Source organism: Novosphingobium sp. (assembly GCF_027531025.1).
GTDB lineage: Bacteria > Pseudomonadota > Alphaproteobacteria > Sphingomonadales > Sphingomonadaceae > Novosphingobium.
The window spans coordinates 81,555-97,206 of the sequence record NZ_JAPZQX010000007.1; the positions used below are offsets into that span (position 1 = coordinate 81,555).

The 15,652-nt window shown below is 68.2% G+C and carries 17 protein-coding genes; 4 read left to right on the plus strand and 13 right to left on the minus strand.

Features of this window, described 5'->3' with window-relative positions:
* The first annotated feature begins 48 nt into the window (after positions 1-48).
* Complete coding sequence (locus tag O9281_RS11205) at positions 49-552, plus strand: DUF2141 domain-containing protein (RefSeq protein WP_298185754.1); 504 nt, start codon at positions 49-51, stop codon at positions 550-552.
* Positions 553-561: 9 nt separating this feature from the next.
* On the opposite strand, the gene O9281_RS11210 is transcribed toward O9281_RS11205, so the two are convergent.
* Both O9281_RS11210 and O9281_RS11215 read right to left on the minus strand, forming a co-directional pair.
* Positions 562-1,302: an NTP transferase domain-containing protein gene (locus tag O9281_RS11210; RefSeq protein WP_298185757.1), complete on the minus strand. Its 741-nt coding sequence runs from the start codon at positions 1,300-1,302 to the stop codon at positions 562-564.
* Between the two features lie 70 nt (positions 1,303-1,372).
* Complete coding sequence (locus O9281_RS11215; protein WP_298185759.1) at positions 1,373-2,473, minus strand: inositol-3-phosphate synthase; 1,101 nt, start codon at positions 2,471-2,473, stop codon at positions 1,373-1,375.
* Positions 2,474-2,851: 378 nt separating this feature from the next.
* On the opposite strand from O9281_RS11215, the gene O9281_RS11220 reads away from it, so the two are divergent.
* Together O9281_RS11220 and O9281_RS11225 are read left to right on the plus strand one after the other, a co-directional pair.
* Entirely contained in the window at positions 2,852-3,760 is a 909-nt protein-coding gene (locus O9281_RS11220) for a CDP-alcohol phosphatidyltransferase family protein (protein WP_298185761.1), read from the plus strand.
* 31 nt (positions 3,761-3,791) lie between these two features.
* Positions 3,792-4,988 carry a M20 family metallopeptidase gene (locus O9281_RS11225; RefSeq protein WP_298185763.1) on the plus strand — a complete coding sequence of 399 codons (1,197 nt, stop codon included), beginning with the start codon at positions 3,792-3,794 and terminating at the stop codon, positions 4,986-4,988.
* Between the two features lie 7 nt (positions 4,989-4,995).
* On the opposite strand, the gene O9281_RS11230 is transcribed toward O9281_RS11225, so the two are convergent.
* The 4 genes from O9281_RS11230 to O9281_RS11245 are packed head-to-tail and all read right to left on the minus strand — an operon-like array spanning position 4,996 to position 7,695.
* On the minus strand, positions 4,996-5,508 hold the full coding sequence (locus tag O9281_RS11230; RefSeq protein ID WP_298185764.1) for a TIGR02281 family clan AA aspartic protease: 513 nt from the start codon (positions 5,506-5,508) through the stop codon (positions 4,996-4,998).
* Between the two features lie 46 nt (positions 5,509-5,554).
* Positions 5,555-6,694, minus strand: a complete 1,140-nt coding sequence (gene ispG, locus O9281_RS11235) for a flavodoxin-dependent (E)-4-hydroxy-3-methylbut-2-enyl-diphosphate synthase (RefSeq protein WP_298185767.1) — start codon at positions 6,692-6,694, stop codon at positions 5,555-5,557.
* Between the two features lie 18 nt (positions 6,695-6,712).
* On the minus strand, positions 6,713-7,234 hold the full coding sequence (locus O9281_RS11240) for a GNAT family N-acetyltransferase (RefSeq protein WP_363321464.1): 522 nt from the start codon (positions 7,232-7,234) through the stop codon (positions 6,713-6,715).
* Positions 7,231-7,695 carry a GNAT family N-acetyltransferase gene (locus tag O9281_RS11245; protein ID WP_298185769.1) on the minus strand — a complete coding sequence of 155 codons (465 nt, stop codon included), beginning with the start codon at positions 7,693-7,695 and terminating at the stop codon, positions 7,231-7,233. The genes O9281_RS11240 and O9281_RS11245 overlap by 4 nt, the downstream gene beginning before the upstream one ends.
* Positions 7,696-7,896: 201 nt before the next feature.
* On the opposite strand from O9281_RS11245, the gene O9281_RS11250 reads away from it, so the two are divergent.
* Complete coding sequence (locus O9281_RS11250; protein ID WP_298185770.1) at positions 7,897-8,343, plus strand: hypothetical protein; 447 nt, start codon at positions 7,897-7,899, stop codon at positions 8,341-8,343.
* A gap of 28 nt (positions 8,344-8,371) precedes the next feature.
* On the opposite strand, the gene O9281_RS11255 is transcribed toward O9281_RS11250, so the two are convergent.
* The 7 genes from O9281_RS11255 to O9281_RS11285 are packed head-to-tail and all read right to left on the minus strand — an operon-like array spanning position 8,372 to position 15,641.
* Positions 8,372-9,307 carry an RDD family protein gene (locus O9281_RS11255; RefSeq protein ID WP_298185772.1) on the minus strand — a complete coding sequence of 312 codons (936 nt, stop codon included), beginning with the start codon at positions 9,305-9,307 and terminating at the stop codon, positions 8,372-8,374.
* Positions 9,304-10,356 (minus strand): stage II sporulation protein M, encoded by a 1,053-nt coding sequence (locus O9281_RS11260; RefSeq protein WP_298185774.1) that lies wholly within the window; start codon positions 10,354-10,356, stop codon positions 9,304-9,306. Before O9281_RS11260 ends, O9281_RS11255 begins: the two co-directional genes overlap by 4 nt.
* Positions 10,357-10,384: 28 nt before the next feature.
* Complete coding sequence (locus O9281_RS11265; protein WP_298185776.1) at positions 10,385-11,749, minus strand: DUF58 domain-containing protein; 1,365 nt, start codon at positions 11,747-11,749, stop codon at positions 10,385-10,387.
* Positions 11,750-11,751: 2 nt separating this feature from the next.
* On the minus strand, positions 11,752-12,708 hold the full coding sequence (locus tag O9281_RS11270; protein WP_298186116.1) for a MoxR family ATPase: 957 nt from the start codon (positions 12,706-12,708) through the stop codon (positions 11,752-11,754).
* A gap of 26 nt (positions 12,709-12,734) precedes the next feature.
* Positions 12,735-14,054: a DUF4350 domain-containing protein gene (locus O9281_RS11275; RefSeq protein WP_298185778.1), complete on the minus strand. Its 1,320-nt coding sequence runs from the start codon at positions 14,052-14,054 to the stop codon at positions 12,735-12,737.
* Positions 14,051-14,701 carry a hypothetical protein gene (locus tag O9281_RS11280; RefSeq protein WP_298185781.1) on the minus strand — a complete coding sequence of 217 codons (651 nt, stop codon included), beginning with the start codon at positions 14,699-14,701 and terminating at the stop codon, positions 14,051-14,053. Before O9281_RS11280 ends, O9281_RS11275 begins: the two co-directional genes overlap by 4 nt.
* A gap of 46 nt (positions 14,702-14,747) precedes the next feature.
* Positions 14,748-15,641, minus strand: coding sequence for a prephenate dehydratase (locus O9281_RS11285; protein WP_298185784.1), 894 nt, complete (start codon positions 15,639-15,641; stop codon positions 14,748-14,750).
* Between the last annotated feature and the right edge of the window lie 11 nt (positions 15,642-15,652).

Sequence of the window (15,652 nt, forward strand, 5' to 3'; positions counted from 1 at the left end):
CGGACCATGGTGCGCTGTTCTGCCCCCCAGCAACAGGACGATGACACGATGATCCTGCCCCGACGTGCCCGCGCCGCGGTGCTTGCCCTTGCTACCCTCTCCCTCGGTTCGGCCGCGGCGCAGCCATTGGCCGCCGAAGGCCCGGCCCGCCCGCCCGCCGGCTGCACCGGCCCGGCCAGCGACACCTGGCTCAACGTGGTGGCGGAGAACGTGCGCAACAACAACGGCGTGATCGCGATCACCCTTTATGCTGACAACCCCTCGAAGTTCCTGGTCAAGCGCGGCTCGCTTTACGTCGGGCGGGTCGATGCGACCACCGGTACCACCCGTGGCTGCATCTTCGTGCCCAAGCCCGGCGTCTATGTAATCGCGCTTTATCATGACGAGAACGGCGACGGGAAGTTCGACCGGACCGGGATCGGCCTGCCCGCCGAAGGCTATGGCTTCTCGAACAATCCGGCCACTCTGGCCGGCTTGCCGCAGTTCCGCTCGGTCCGCCTTGGCGTGGCCAAGCCGGGCCTGACCACCCGCATCACGATGAAGTATCCCTGACCTTCCGGGTCAGGGCCGGGTGTAGACTTCGGGTAGCTCGGCCGGGGCCTGGGCCTCGGCCAGTTCGAAGGCGCGCGGATCGTCGACATCGAGCCACCAGGCCGTGCCGATGTCCCAGGTCGCTGCGCGACCGGCATCGGCCAGCCGCTGCATCCCCTCGGACAGGCTGCCTGCCTTGCCTGCGGCAATGGCGGTGCGGATCGCCTCGGCCAGTTCCGGGGTCGCCAGGAATGCTCCGCAATCGACCGCGTCATAGTCGGGAATGGTCTTGCCGATCGCACGGATGAAGCCGCGGGCGTCGGTCTGCACCCAGGTGGCATCGTCGGGATCGACCAGCGGATTGTCGCAGCGCCGGTCGATCGCCAAGGTCACGCCGCGATCGGCGCTGCCCTGCCGCGCCAGGCCCGCCAGGATCGGGGCGGAAAAGATGTGGTCGCTCATCATCAGCAGGTAATTGCCCGCGATGACTTCGGCCCCGGCGATCACCGACCAGCCGTTGGGCTTTGTCCAGTCGGCCACCCGCTGTGCCACCACCGGCAATCCGGCGCGATCGGCAATCGACGGCAGGGCGGCCTCGATCCGTTCGGCCTCATGCCCGGTGACCACGACCACGCGCTCGGCCCCGGCGGCACGGGCCTGGCGCGCGCCCAGTTCGAGCAGGGGAATGCCCGAGATCGGGGTCAGCGGCTTTGAATCCGAGACATCGCGTAGGCGGCTGCCGAACCCGGCGGCAATGATCAGGGCGTCCATCGGGGCATCCTCACAAACGGAAACGGCGCCGGATTGCCCCGACGCCGCTCCAGTTTCCAGTTCGCTGGCCTTATTCCGCGGCGATCGCGGCGTCGGCGATGTATTCCTCGACCATCTGGGCGGCGAGGTCATCGTTGAACTGCTGCGGCGGGTGCTTGCAGAAGTAGGCCGAGGCGCCGATCACGGCCCCGCCCTCACCGCGCTCGGAAGCGAGCTTGGCGCAGCGGATCGCGTCCATGACGCAGGCGGCCGAGTTGGGGCTGTCTTCCACCGAGAGGCGCAGTTCCAGTTCCATCGGCACGTTGCCCCACTGCAGGCCTTCAAGGCGCAGGAAGCACAGCTTGTTGTCCTTCTGCCAGGGCACATAGTCCGACGGGCCGACGTGGATGTTCTCGTCCTCGAGGCGCTGGGCCAGCATGGCCTGCACGGCTTCGGTCTTCGATTCCTTCTTCGAACCCAGGCGCTGGCGGTCCAGCATGTTCATGAAGTCGGTGTTGCCGCCGGTGTTGAGCTGGTAAGTGCGCTCGACCGTCACGCCGCGGGCGGCGAACAGGCTGGAGAGCACGCGGTGGACGATCGTGGCGCCGACCTGGGCCTTGATGTCGTCACCCACGATCGGGATGTTCTTGGCGCGGAAGCGGGCTTCCCACTCCGGGTTGCTGGCGATGAACACCGGCATGCAGTTGACCACGGCAACGCCCGCTTCCAGCGCGCATTCCATGTAGAATTCGGTGGCTTCCTGCGACCCGACGGGGAGGAAGTTGACGAGCACGTCAGCGCCCGAATCCTTGATCGCCTGGACGATCCGGGCCTGATCGGCTTCCGGTTCGCTGGCAACGATGAAGCCCTTTTCGCCGACGGTGGTCATGTGCGGGGCAACGCCGTCCGAAACCTTGCCCATGATCACCTTTGCACCGGTCAGCGGCACGTCGGCCTGGAACACCTTGGTGTTGTTGGGCTGGGCGAAGATCGCCTCGGCAATGTCCTTGCCGACCTTGCGGGCATCGACATCGATCCCCAGGACGAAATCGACGTCACCCGCGCCATAGCCGCCGATCTTGTCGTGGATCAGACCCTGCGACGAGTTGTTCTGGCGATAGTAGGTAACCCCCTGGACCAGCGAGCTTGCGCAGTTGCCAACGCCAATCATGGCGACCTTGATAGGCTTCATTCTGACTCAATCCTTCTCGAGCGGCGCATTGCGGCCTTAAGCAAAGGCCGCCGCATTATGAAATCGCGCGCCAAAAGCAGGAAGTTTGGCGCAGGTCAAGCCGAATACCGAGAGGGCGCTGGCGCAATGGCCAGGCGCGTCCCCCTGCCTCCGGTGCCGATTCTGACGGAAATCCATGCGAATCCCGCTGCACGTCGGCATTGTGCCTGCGCAAAGCAGGCCTGCTAGCATAGCAGCATTCGCGGGCAGGGCAAACTGGCTGTTGCGACACCCGCATAATCCGGTGTTCGTGGCCCAATCCGCTTGTCGCGCCGGGGGCAAGGCCTCTAAGGGAAGGCTTGGCGGCATGAGCCGCGATCATGAGTTTCCGGGGGCGCAGTGACACAAGCCAAGGCGAACGCCGAACAGTCGAAACCGCAGCGCCCCCAGCGTCCACGCGAGCTGCAAGACGGGCTGAACCATTACCTGTATCACCCGCTGGCCTGGCAACTGGCGCGGGGCCTGGCCCATACGCCGATCACCCCTAACATGGTTTCGGTGTTCGGCGCGCTGATGGTCGTGGCGGCCGGGGTGGTCTATGCCAACCTCGCCTGGCCGGTGGGCGCGGCGCTGGGCATGGCGCTGCACATGGGCTGGCACGTGGTCGATGGCGCCGATGGCGATCTGGCGCGGCTGACCGGCCGGACCAGCCCGGTCGGCGAGATGGTCGACGGGCTGTGCGACTATCTCAGCCACGTAGTGCTCTACCTGATTCTCGGCTGGCTGCTGGCGCAGGGGCCGGGCTTCTTCCACGGCGCAGCCGGCTGGGTTCTGCTGGTGGTGGCGGGGATCAGTCACGCGGTGCAATCGAACCATGTCGAGGTGCAGCGGCGGCAGTACCAGTGGTGGGTCTATGGCACCCCATGGCTGCGCCACAGCCACGGCAAGGACGATTCGGCCACCAGCAAGAGCTTCTTCGGCGTCCTCGTTTCGGCCTATCTCAATGCTGCGAGCGGCATGACCCCGCATGCGCTGAAGATCGACGCGGCGATCGATGCGGCCCAGGGCGATCCCGCGCGGCTGGCGGCGATTGCCGCTGCGGTGAAGGCCGAGGCGCCGCCGCTGCTGTTCGTCTGCAAGGTGCTGGGGCCGAACCCGCGTGCGATCGTGCTGGGCCTGTCGATGTTCGCCGGCAGTCCGCTCTATTACCTGCTTTATCAGGCCGTGCTGCTCAACGTGCTGCTGGTAGTATCCGTGCGCATGCACAATGCCGCCGCGCGGCGGATCTCGGCAGCAATCGGGGCCTAGACGGCGGCGGCGAGGCGGCTATCATCGCCCCATGCTGCACGCCCACCTGCTTGACGCCGCCCGTTCGATTTCCGGCGAGATTGTTGCCCTGCGCCGCGCGATCCATGCCGAGCCCGAACTTGGTCTCCACACCCCGCGCACCAGCGCCAAGGTTCGCGCTGCGCTGGCCGATCTGCCGCTGACCTGGCGCGAGGGCCCTTCGACCACCGGCCTCGTGGCCACGCTGGTCGGTGGGGCGGGGCCGGGTCGCCATGTGCTGCTGCGCGGTGACATGGATGCCTTGCCGATGCCGGAGGAGACCGGCCTCGATTTCGCCTCGCAGGTGCCGGGCGCGATGCACGCCTGCGGGCACGATGCCCACACCGCCATGCTGGCCGGCGCGGCGCGGGTGCTGGCGGCGCGGCAGGCGGAGCTTCAGGGCACCGTCTCCTTAATGTTCCAGCCGGGGGAAGAAGGGCACCACGGCGCCCGCTTCATGCTGGACGATGGCCTGATCGATCCCTTGCCCGATGCGGCCTTTGCGCTTCACGTGATGCCCAATGCCAAGCATGGCCTGGTGGCGGGCCGGGCCGGACCTTTGATGGCCGCGGCCGACCAGTTCGAGATCACCGTGCGCGGCGAAGGCGGCCATGCCTCGATGCCGCACCAGACCCACGATCCGGTGCCGGTTGCCTGCGAGATCGTTCTGGCGATCCAGGCCATGGTCACCCGCCGCTTCAACGCCCACGATCCGGTGGTGGTGACCGTCGCGCGGATCGAGGGCGGGACGGCCCACAACGTGATCGCCGACTTCGCCACACTGAAGGGCACGATGCGCACGCTATCTGCGCATCACCGCGCCCAGCTTCATGATGCCTTGCGCCAGCTTGCCGGCGGGATTGCCGCCGCGCACGGCCTCACCGCCGTGATCAACATCATCGAAGGCTTTCCGGTCACCGTCTGCGATCCCCGCGCAGTCGCCTTTGGCGAGGCCGTGACGGGCGACCTGTTCGGTCCCCAGGCTTGGCAGACGCTGGCGACACCGATCATGGGCGCGGAAGATTTCTCCTATGTGCTGGAGAAAGTCCCTGGCGCGATGTTCTTCCTGGGCGTGGCCGAGGATGGGGCAGACTGGCGTTCGTGCTGCGCGATCCATTCCACCAGGATGATGGTGGATGAAAAGGTCCTGCCCAACGGCACGGCGCTGTTGGCCGGGCTGGCGGCCGCTTTCCTCGAACGCGGATTCTGATCGTCGGCTAGCGCGGCCGGATCACCATCCGGTCGCCGCTCAGTTCAACCTTGCCGAGTTGGCGCAGCACCGACTGGCCCAGCAGGTTGACCGTCAGGCCTTCGACCACCACCGCCGGCACGCCGCGAAACTCCTGCCCGCCCACTTCCAGGCTGTCGATCGTGACCGGGGCGCCATAGCCCACGCCCGAGGCGGTCTGCATCATTGGCTGGAAGCTGCCGGGATCGACCTGCAGGCCAAGCTGTTCGGCCTCGTCGATGGTCAGGGCAACGACATCGGCCCCGGTATCGACCAGGAACCGGACGTCCTGTCCTTCCACCAGCGCTGTGACGTGAAACTGTCCGCTGCCATCGCGGCGCAGGACCAGCGCCTGGCCATCACCAACGACGGCTTGCGGCGACTGGGCGGGAGCCGGTGCGACCGTTCCGCTGCTGGCGCTATCCGCTTCCGGCATGATTGCCCCTGCCACCAGCATCATGGCCAGGATGGCCCCAAAGGCGATGGCGAAAAGGCGGATCATGGCGGCAGGATAACCGCCTGTTCCTAAGGCTTTGCGAACGCGGCGCTCAGGCTACCTTGCCGTGCAGGCTGTCCATGCTGGCAACGGCCCCGCTTTCGATTTCGGCGGCCTTTTCCTCGACCAGTTTGACGATGTAATCGATCATGCCGTCGTCGGCCACGTGGTGGTCGGTCACTCCGCGCAGATAGACCATGTGCTTGCCGTTGCCGCCGCCGGTCACGCCAATATCGGTCTCACGCGCTTCGCCGGGGCCATTGACCACGCAGCCCAGCACCGAAAGGCTCATCGGCGTCTTGATGTGGCCGAGGGCATCTTCCAGCTTTTGCACGGTGCGGATCACGTCAAAGCCCTGCCGCGCGCATGAGGGGCAGGAGACGACGCGGACGCCGCGGGTGCGCAGGCCCAGCGACTTCAGGATCTCGTAGCCGACGCGCACTTCCTCTTCCGGCTCGGCCGACAGGCTGACGCGGATCGTGTCGCCGATCCCGGCCCACAGCAGGTTGCCGATGCCGATCGCCGACTTGACCGTGCCGCCGATCAGGCCGCCAGCTTCGGTAATGCCGAGGTGCAGCGGGCAGTCGACCGCTTCGGCCAGCCCCATGTAGGCACCCACGGCCAGGAACACGTCGCTGGCCTTCACCGCCACCTTGTATTCGTGGAAATCGTGGTCCTGCAGCAGCTTGATGTGATCGAGTGCCGATTCCACCAGCGCTTCGGGGCAGGGTTCGCCGTACTTTTCGAGCAGGTCCTTTTCGAGGCTGCCGGCATTGACGCCGATCCGGATCGCGCAGCCATTGGCCTTAGCGGCGCGGACCACTTCGGCCACCCGCTCGCTCGAACCGATGTTGCCGGGGTTGATCCGCAGGCAGGCCGCGCCCGCATCGGCGGCTTCGAGGCCGCGCTTGTAGTGGAAATGGATGTCCGCCACGATCGGTACGCGCGCCGCCTTGACGATCTTGGACAGCGCCGCGGTGCTTTCCACGTCCGGGCAGGACACGCGGATGATATCGGCCCCGGCCTCCTCGCAGCGACGGATCTGGTTGATCGTTGCCACCGGATCGGAGGTGAGCGTGTTGGTCATGGTCTGGACCGTGATCGGCGCATCGCCCCCGACGGGGACCTTGCCAACCATGATCTGCCGGGACTTGCGCCGCGCGATATCGCGCCAGGGACGGACTGAGGACATGGGCGGCGATATAGGGTGCTAGAGCATCCGTGCGAAGAGGAATTCCTCATCCAGCTGCTCGCCGACCCGAAAGGTGATGTCGGCCACCTTGTCGAAGCCATAGCGGCGGTAGAAGCGGTGGCCGCCGTCATTGTAGGCATAGACCGAAATCTGCACCTCGTCCGCGCCGCGCGCCGCGAATTCGGCCATGGCCCAGTCCATCAGCTGGCCCCCGATCCCGCCGCCGGTAGCCTCTGGCGCGGTATAGAGCTGCTTCAGCTCCATCACGCGCTGGCCGCGGGCATGTTCGGGAAAGCCGCAGGTCAGGCTGATCTTGCAATAGCCCACCAGCTCCCCGGCGCGCTCGGCCAGGCGGTAAACCCGGTCTGGGTTGGCCAGGTCGGCGGCGATTGCCGGTTCTGACAGGCTCTCGGCGAGGAAGGTGTTCAGGTCCGCCTCGGAATAGAGCGGGCCGAACTTGGCCACGAAGGCGCGGATCGCCAGCTCGGACAGGGCTGGTCTGTCGGCGGCGGTGGCGGGGCGCAGGATCAGGTCGGTCACAGGCTTCTCGTCATGCAGATGCTGAACGGGTCAGCGACATAGTCGGCAAATGGCGGGCACTCCGTGAAGCCATGGCTGGCATAGAGCTGCCGCGCCGGGCGGAAGGGTTCGGGGCGCCCGGTCTCCAGGCTGACGCGGACGTAACCGCGCGCCCGTGCCACTTCGAGCAGGTGCAGCAGGATCGCCTTGCCTGCCCCCTTGCCACGATAATCCGGGTGGGCGCGCATCGATTTCAGTTCGCCATGATCGGCATCGAGATGCCTGATTGCGCCGCAGGCAGCGAGGTTCGACCCGTCCCAGGCGGAAAAGAACGTGACATCGGCCTGGCGCAGTCGCTCAATCGGCATGGCGTGCACGCTTTCGGGGGGCGACCACTGGTGCATTTCATCAAGGTGAAGGCGCAGCAAGCCGCGAATCTCCGGGCCGGTCAGGTCATCGTCGCGGATGGCATAGGCAATCATCGCCGGGCTTGTTTCACGATCCGGCGGCAGCCGCAAGCAGGGCCGAAGCAGAGTTTGACTCTGCCTGCGGCCAGGCTTAGCCTCGCGTTACTTGGGGGCGGATTTGCTGTAACAATGGGGTCTCCCGACTCTGAGCCAAAGGCGCGAATTGTGCCAGCCGGAGGTTGTCATATCCTCGCGCCATAACGAGGAGGGAATGCCATGAAGATGATCCGTAGCGCGGCCGTGCTGGCCGCTTCGATGTCGCTTGCCTGGGCCATGCCGGCCATGGCGCAGAGTAACCCGATGGCTGGTGGGGAACTGGTCGAGGTGTCCTCGATCACCATCGAAGACGGTCACGGTCTTGACTATGCCCGGCACCTGGCCGGGATGTGGCGCCAGCAGCAGGAATACGCCAAGTCGCAAGGCTGGATCACCGGCTATGAAGTGCTGGCCAACGTCAACAAGCGCCCGGGCGAACCGGACGTGATCCTGGTGGTCCGCTTCAAGTCGATCCCCGATGCCGCGGAAGACGAACGCCGGGCCAAGCAGTTCCGCGACAACGTCAAGCAGACCGACGCGCAGATGCAGGCTGCATCTGGCGAACGCGCCAAGTATCGCAAGGTGCTGGGTTCGCAACTCTGGCAGGTGCTGAACTTCCGCAACTGATAACCCTTCGGGCAGGCGGTCGGCAGCCTCAGCTGCCGGCCGCGTGCTTGTCGGCCTTGCGTTTGCCCAGCCGCATGCCGGTTTCCAGCCGGGCGCGCAGCTGGGTATAATAGGCTTCAAGGAAGGCCCGCTCGTCGCCCGCGCCGGGGTGCCAGCCGATCTTGCGACAGATCGCCTCCTGCACCGCCGCCAACGCCTCGGGCCGGTCCTCGCGCAGCACGCGCTCCAGCGTCTGCAACTCGTATTCGCCATAGACTGCCAGCTCGGCCTCACCGAAGCGGTATTCCGCGCCGGTCGCGGCGCTGGTGCCCTGGGCGGCACTGGCCCCGGTGCTGAGTGCGGCGGCCAGGCTGGCGCGCGGGGCCTCGATCACCCAGGTTCCGGCGATCAGGTCCCCGGCCCGCAGCCGGTCGCGGTTGAACACCGGGAACAGCGCGAAGAGCAGGAACCAGCCCGCCGCTGCCCAGCCGACCGGGTCCCATTCAGTCTGGTCGAACTGACCGAGCAGCATGGTCAGCGGCAGGAACAGTTCGATATCGCGCACCAGGTTGCGGGCTAGGATCATCTCGGGCCGCAATTGTCCGCCATCGCGTGCCGCCACGCGCAGGCCCAGCGCGCGCTTTCCGGGCGTTGCGCCGCGCGGGCCGAGCTCGAAGTAGAGGAAGTAGCCGTGGCGAAACAGGAACATCACCGCGAACCACAGCACGGCCAGGAATTCCAGCACCTGCCTTGCTCCGCCCTTGGTCTGGTCGATCTGCCCGCCCAGCACGGTATCGAGTCCCGCCGCACCCAGCGCCAGCACCAGGGTGGTGACCACGATCACCAGGATCAGCACCAGCAGGTCCATCGCGATCGCGCCAAACCGGCTGCCCCGGCTGGCCAGGGTGACCGGCAGGGCCAGCCCTTCGGGCGTGACCAGGGTGCGGCGGCGGTCCTTGCGTGGGGGCAGGGTCGCGGCGCTCATGCGGCCGATCCATTGCCCGCGCGGCGGCGAAACAGGAAGAAATAGGCCAGCCAGAAGGCCAGCATGGTGCCGCCCACGCCATAGCGCCCGGCGGCATGGTCGATCAGCTGGCGCCCGAACCCTTCGAGGATCGCGGCCACCACCATCATCAGCACTACCCCGGCCATGACCACCGCCGCGCGCTCGCCCGCCTCGGCTGCGGCGACCAGCACGGCGCGGTTGCCCGGAAAGGCCATCGACCGGCCGACATGCAGCCCGGCCCCGCCCGCCAGCAGGATCGCCAGCAGTTCGGTCGTGCCGTGGATCGCCAGCCAGCCGACGAAATCCCACCCCAGCCCGGCCTCGAAGAACAGCCACAGCATCGCCCCCAGCCCGGCCGTGTTGTGGACCAGCAGCAGCAGTGGTGGCACGCCGAAGGCAAAGCCCAGGGCAAAGCACAGGATTGCCACCCCGGCATTGTTGCTGAACAGGCTGGCGGCAAACACGCTCATCCCGTCCTGCCCGGTATTGCCATAGATCGTACCGCGCAGCACCTCGGCTCTCGCTCCGGGCATGCGCTCGTCAGCAAAGGGGACCAGCGCGTGGTACCAGTCGGGGTCGCTGGCCACGAGCAGCCAGCCGACCAGGGTGCCCGCCACCATCAGCGCGAGGGCAACCAGCAGTTCGGGCCAGATTCCGCGCACCGCCGCGCTCCAGCCGCCGCCGAAGAACTGCCGCAACCAGCCCCACAGCCCCAGCCGTGGGCCATAGACCTGGAACCAGGCGCGGCGCACCAGCGCTTCGAGATAGGCCAGGGTATTGGCATCGAGCGAGGTCTCGCGCGCGACCGACAGGCTGGAGGCGGCGGTGCGGTACAGCACTGGCAGGGCCAGCACGTCCTCGTCCGACAGGCGGCGCAGACGGCCCTTCTCCATCGCGGTGACGATCGCGTCGAGCCGCTGCCAGTCCGGCTCGCGGGCCTGGCGGAACCGGTCGGAGCGCAGCGCGGCCGCCTCGATCGCCGCCTGCTGCGCCTGGGCGCGGGTGCCGAACAATCCGAACAGTGCCATCAGCGTCCCCCGCCGGTTGGGTCGTGCCTCATCCGATTGCCCCCCGCGCCTTGATCGCGAGGTAGGCATCAATCAGCCGCATCCCGATCCGGTCATGCGGGGCCTCGATCACGTCCACCCCCAGTGCCCGCAGGCGTGAGAGCACCAGCGCTCGCTGCCTGAGCAGGGCATCGGCACCGACCGCCATGGCCAGCGCCTGCTCGTCCTGCGGGGCGGCGGTAGCCATGCTGTCCAGTTCGGCATCGGCCAGGGTCACGAACAGCACCAGGTGGCGGCTGGTCAACCGTCCGATCGATTCGATCATCAGTTCGGCGCTGGTCGGATCGGTGAAGTCGGAAAAGACCACCACCATCGAGCGGCGCTGCAGCTGGCTGGCGAGGGTGGCAAGGGCCAGGGTGAAGTTGGGTTCCTGCGGCTGGTATTCCAGCCCGGCTGCCGCCTGTTGCAGCCGCCGGAAGGCGCGGCTGTCGGTAACGAAGGGGGTAAACAGCTGCGGCCGCGCGGCAAAGCCGTACAGCGCGACCTTGTCCCCGCCCTTCAGGGCGACATAGGCGGCGGTCAGCGCGGCGGTGATTGCCCGGTCAAGCCGGGGCAAGCCAGGGTCTTCGCTGCCCGCTGGCCCGCCCGCTGGCCCACCCACGGGTTCGCACATCGCCTGACCGCAATCGAAGGCGAAGACGATCTGGTTGTTGCGCTCGGCCTCGAATTCCTTGGCATAGAGCCGGGCGTGGCGGGCGCTGGCTTTCCAGTCGATCCGGCGGCGATCCATCCCCGGCTCGTAATCGGCCAGCGCCTCGAACTGGGTGCCCTCGCCGCGAATGCGCCGGGCAACCAGGCCGAACTGGGCGTCCTTCAGGAAGGTCTGGAGCGTGGGGGAGCGGACCGGCGCGACATTGGGCCAGACCCGCACCGCGCGGTCGATTGGCACCTCGCGCTGGCGCGCACCCAACCCCAGCGGCCCGGTCCAGCGCAGCCACAGCCGCTCGACCAGCCCGGTCCCGCGCCGGCTGGGCACGAACCGCGCTGTGCCGTGCCAGCTGTCCCCCGCCTGGGCCAGCGCCAGGGTGGTCCGCCCGCCGGGGAACAGCCGCGGATCGCCCTCCAGCGCCGCCTCGATCCGGTGCGGCCAGCCGCGCGCGGCGGGCAGGCGGGCGGCGATCTCGCCCGCTTCGCCCACCTCGGTATCGCCGGGCAGGGTCAGGCCCACTTCGCTGCCGGAACCGGCCAGCACGGCGTCGAGCAGGACCAGCGCCAGGACGATCAGGGCCAGCACCGGGGCCACTACCCACAGGCCCGGCGCGGTCGCGGCCACCAGCAGCGCGACCGGCGCCAGCCCGGCCGCGACCAGCGCGGCGCGGCCTGTCGGCACGATCCAGGCCCGCCCGGCGGCCATGGTCAGCGCGGCGCCTCGGTGCTTTCGACCAGTTCGGCGACCAGCGCCTCGACCGCCTTGCCCTCGATCTCGGCGGCGGGAGACAGTAACAGCCGGTGGCGCAGCGCGGGCGCGGCCAGGGCCTTCACATCGTCGGGCAGGACATAGTCGCGCCCTGCCAATGCGGCCCGTGCCCGCGCGGCATTGGCCAGCAGCACCGCCGCTCGCGGCGATGCGCCCGAGGCGAGGTCCGCGCTTTCGCGCGTGGCGCGGACCAGCCGCACGACATAGTCGATCACGCTTTCGGCCAGGGTCACGCCCTTCACCGCACGGGCGGCGGCGGCAATCGTGGCGGCATCTGCGACCGGGCCGACGCCCAGGTCTGCCGGACGCTGCGGTCCGGCCCGCTCGCCAAAGGTGGCGACGATCCGCGCTTCCTCCGCGGCCGAGGGATAGGGCACCAGCAGCTTGAACAGGAACCGGTCGAGCTGGGCTTCGGGCAGGGGATAGACCCCCTGGCTCTCGATCGGGTTCTGGGTCGCCACGACCAGGAAGTGGTCCGGCAGCGGATGGGCGGTGCCGTCCAGCGTGACACGGCGTTCCTGCATGGCTTCGAGCAGCGCGGCCTGGGTCTTGGGCGGGGTGCGGTTGATCTCGTCGGCCAGCAGCAGTTCGGTGAAGATCGGCCCGCGCGTGAGGGTGAACTGGCTGGTCTGGAAGTTGAACAGGTTCGAACCCAGGATGTCGCCCGGCATCAGATCGGGGGTGAACTGGATCCGCCCGAAATCGAGCCCCAGACTGGCGGCGAAGCACTGGGCTAGGAACGTCTTGGCCGTGCCCGGCGGCCCTTCGAGCAGGACGTGGCCCTGGGCCAGCAAGGCGACGAGCAGGGCATCGACCGTCTCGGCCTGGCCGACCACGGCCTTGCCCACCTCGGCGCGGATCGCATCGGCCAGCTGGCCCACGTCCGCCAAGGTCATCGAAGCCGGGGTCATGGTGGCTGCTGTCATCGTTTCAGGGTCCTTTCGAGCGAATGGAGCACTTGCGCCGCCTCGACCAGTTCGGCCGGACGGCGCGCCGCGCGCATTGTGGCGGCGGCGGTGGAAAAAGGCGTGGCGCTGGCATCGCGGGCGGCCAGCGCGCGGTCGATCGCCGCTTCGGTGGCGGCGGGATCGAGTCGGTGCGGCAGGGCCAGCGCCCGCGCGATCCGTTCGCGCGCGGCATCGGCATAGGGCTGGCCCGCCAGGTGCAGCCGCCCGGCCCGGCGCAGCAGCGCGGCGGCGTTGCTCACCAGCGCCTGCTTGCCAAAGGCCAGCGCCGGTCCGTTGGCGAGCGGTGGGCCAAAGCGCAGGAAGGCCCGCCAGCCCAGCACTAGAGCGGCCAGCAGCAGGCACAGCGTGGCGGCCAGGAACGGCGGCTGGAAGGCCAGGGTCAACAGGTTGCTGGACCGGGCGAAGCCGTTGAAGGTGAGGTCGAAAGTGACCCCGTCGTGCCCCTCGTGATTGTCGAGCGCTGCCCGGACCAGCCGTTCGCCCAGCGCGGCATTGACCGCATCGCCCAGGCCATAATTGTTGAGCAGGTCTGGTTCGAACACCAGGATCACCGGGTGGATGTCGGGATCGATCTCACCCTCGTCGTCCGGTACCGGTTCGGGGGCGGTTCCCACTGCCAGGGCGCGCAGCGCGGGGTAGTCTCCCGCATCGTTGAGATAGCCGGCCAGGATCCGGCCATCCTGTTCGCCCACCACCAGCGGCACCAGCCCCGGCCCCTGCCCCGACAAGACGTTTTCCGAACTGGGCAGCTCCCCACCCAGCCCTAATCCGCGCCAGCGGGCTGGCTGCCCCCCCGCCCGCATCGGCGCAAGTCGCACTTGCAGGCCGTTCTCGAAGCCTTCCCAGCGCGGCGGCTCGGGGTCGGTGATTTCCACCCAGCCGCGCTTGAACACCTTGCTGCGGCGCGGCACCGGCTGGCCGGTCCATTTCGGGGTCACCACCAGGGTCGGCCCCATGTAGCGGCGCTGGGTGACCAGCTGCGCAATCGCCGCGCCATCGGCCTCGCGTGGCGGGGTCAGGATCAGCAGGTCGTCCTGTTGCAGCGCGCGCGGGGTGCGGGCGAAGGCCACCGGCTGGCCGCGCTGCTCAAGGTAGGCGGCCAACGCGGCATAGCCAGTCAGCCCCTTGCTGGCTCCGTGGGCCTGGCCGTCGTTGGCCTGGTTGTTGCCCAGCCCGGCGCCGATCAACCACAGCAGTAGCACGAACAGCAGACCGCCGCCCAGCACCAGCGCCAGCACGGCGCGGGGGGAAAAGGGGGATCGCCCCGCGCTCATCCCGCTGTCATCGGCAAGCGGGCCAGCGCGAATTCGGCATAGGCCGCGCGGGCCTCGTGCCAATCGGCCGCGTCCAGCGGGTGCAGGGCATAGCGGCTGCGCTCGACCATCCGGGCCAGCGCCGCAAAGGCGGTCCGCGCCGCATCGGGCAGGGCCGGCAGGTGCGCCAGCTCGCGCGCGGTGCTGGCCGGGCGGACCCATTCGGCCCGCGCGGCGGCAATCTGGCTTACCGAGCGGCGCAGCAGGAGGTGCGTCGCCTCGTCATAGCGCCCTGCGGCGGCGAGGGCATCGGCGTCTTCCAGCAGCGCCTCGGCCTCGGCCCGGTCAGGCCGCCACTCGGAGGCAGGGTCTTCGGCGCGCGGCCGGGACCGCCCCAGCAGCGGTCCGATCAATTGCCAGGCCATGTAGAGCGCCAGCGCGACGAAGAAGGCCAGCAGCACCCATTGAAGCACCGGCCAGGCCCCGGCAAAGCCTTCACCCAGGGCGCTCAGCAGGTCTTTCAGCCATTGCGGGTCCGGTCGGACCGGTTCGGGCGGCACGGTAACCGGGGCAAACTGGATCGTTTCGTCGCCGCGCACGGCGCGCCAGGCCTGTTCGGCTTGCCCCGCGGCTTCGGCTCCCGTGATCGCTGCCCCTGGATTGCTCACCGCTCAGGTGGTGGCACGGCGCCGGGGCCGGCGCAATGCCCCGCGGTCAGCCGCGCGCGCGTTCCTGCGGATAGGTGCCGAGGATCCGCAACTCCTTGCAATGAAAGGCCAGTTCATCAAGCGCCCGGTCCACCGCCGGATCGCCCGGCGCGCCGACGATATCGGCATAGAACCGGGTCGCCGCAAAGCTGGCACCCTTCTGGTAGCTTTCCAGCTTGGTCATGTTGACACCGTTGGTGGCGAAGCCACCCAGCGCCTTGTAGAGCGCAGCCGGAATGTTCTTCACCTCGAAGACGAAGGTGGTCATCGTGGTCTGGCCGACAAGGCCAGCCGGATCGCGCGGTTCGCGCGCCAGCACGACGAAGCGCGTCATGTTGTCGGCCGCGTCCTCGACGTTTTCGGCAATGATCTTGAGGCCATAGAGCTCGGCCGCGATTTTCGGCGCGATCGCGCAGGCGTCGGGATCGCCCTGTTCCGCGACGAAGGCCGCCGCCCCGGCGGTATCGGCATAGGCCAGCGGCACGATCCCCCGCTCGCGCAGGAAGAAGCGCGACTGGCCCAGCGCCTGCGGGTGCGAGTAGCAGGCCTTGAAGGGGCCATCGCCGACGGCCATCAGATCGTGGTGGATCGCCATGAAGTGCTCGCCGACGATCGACAGGCCGGATTCGGGCAGCAGGAAATGGATGTCCGCCACCCGGCCATGCTGCGAATTCTCGATCGGGATGATCGCCCGGCCGGCCCGCCCATCCTTCACCGCTTCCAGCGCGTCCTCGAAGCTGAAGCAGGGCAATGGCAGGCAATCGGGGGCATATTCGGTCGCGGCGCGATGGCCGTTGCAGCCCGGCGCGCCCTGGAACGACACCGCGCGCGCCGGTTCGGCCGCGGCGGCGCGGACCATTTCCTCAACTCGGGCGAGCGCGGGGGCGGGATAGGAATGCATGACGCGAAGCC

What these genes read in the sequence shown, in the direction of transcription:
- O9281_RS11205 (WP_298185754.1), top strand. Translation starts at nt 49, where the DNA reads ATGATCCTGCCCCGACGTGCCCGCGCCGCGGTGCTTGCCCTTGCTACC.
- O9281_RS11210 (WP_298185757.1), bottom strand. Translation starts at nt 1,302, where the DNA reads ATGGACGCCCTGATCATTGCCGCCGGGTTCGGCAGCCGCCTACGCGAT.
- O9281_RS11215 (WP_298185759.1), bottom strand. Translation starts at nt 2,473, where the DNA reads ATGAAGCCTATCAAGGTCGCCATGATTGGCGTTGGCAACTGCGCAAGC.
- O9281_RS11225 (WP_298185763.1), top strand. Translation starts at nt 3,792, where the DNA reads ATGCTGCACGCCCACCTGCTTGACGCCGCCCGTTCGATTTCCGGCGAG.
- O9281_RS11230 (WP_298185764.1), bottom strand. Translation starts at nt 5,508, where the DNA reads ATGATCCGCCTTTTCGCCATCGCCTTTGGGGCCATCCTGGCCATGATG.
- ispG (WP_298185767.1), bottom strand. Translation starts at nt 6,694, where the DNA reads ATGTCCTCAGTCCGTCCCTGGCGCGATATCGCGCGGCGCAAGTCCCGG.
- O9281_RS11245 (WP_298185769.1), bottom strand. Translation starts at nt 7,695, where the DNA reads ATGATTGCCTATGCCATCCGCGACGATGACCTGACCGGCCCGGAGATT.
- O9281_RS11250 (WP_298185770.1), top strand. Translation starts at nt 7,897, where the DNA reads ATGAAGATGATCCGTAGCGCGGCCGTGCTGGCCGCTTCGATGTCGCTT.
- O9281_RS11255 (WP_298185772.1), bottom strand. Translation starts at nt 9,307, where the DNA reads ATGAGCGCCGCGACCCTGCCCCCACGCAAGGACCGCCGCCGCACCCTG.
- O9281_RS11260 (WP_298185774.1), bottom strand. Translation starts at nt 10,356, where the DNA reads ATGGCACTGTTCGGATTGTTCGGCACCCGCGCCCAGGCGCAGCAGGCG.
- O9281_RS11265 (WP_298185776.1), bottom strand. Translation starts at nt 11,749, where the DNA reads ATGGCCGCCGGGCGGGCCTGGATCGTGCCGACAGGCCGCGCCGCGCTG.
- O9281_RS11270 (WP_298186116.1), bottom strand. Translation starts at nt 12,708, where the DNA reads ATGACCTTGGCGGACGTGGGCCAGCTGGCCGATGCGATCCGCGCCGAG.
- O9281_RS11275 (WP_298185778.1), bottom strand. Translation starts at nt 14,054, where the DNA reads ATGAGCGCGGGGCGATCCCCCTTTTCCCCCCGCGCCGTGCTGGCGCTG.
- O9281_RS11285 (WP_298185784.1), bottom strand. Translation starts at nt 15,641, where the DNA reads ATGCATTCCTATCCCGCCCCCGCGCTCGCCCGAGTTGAGGAAATGGTC.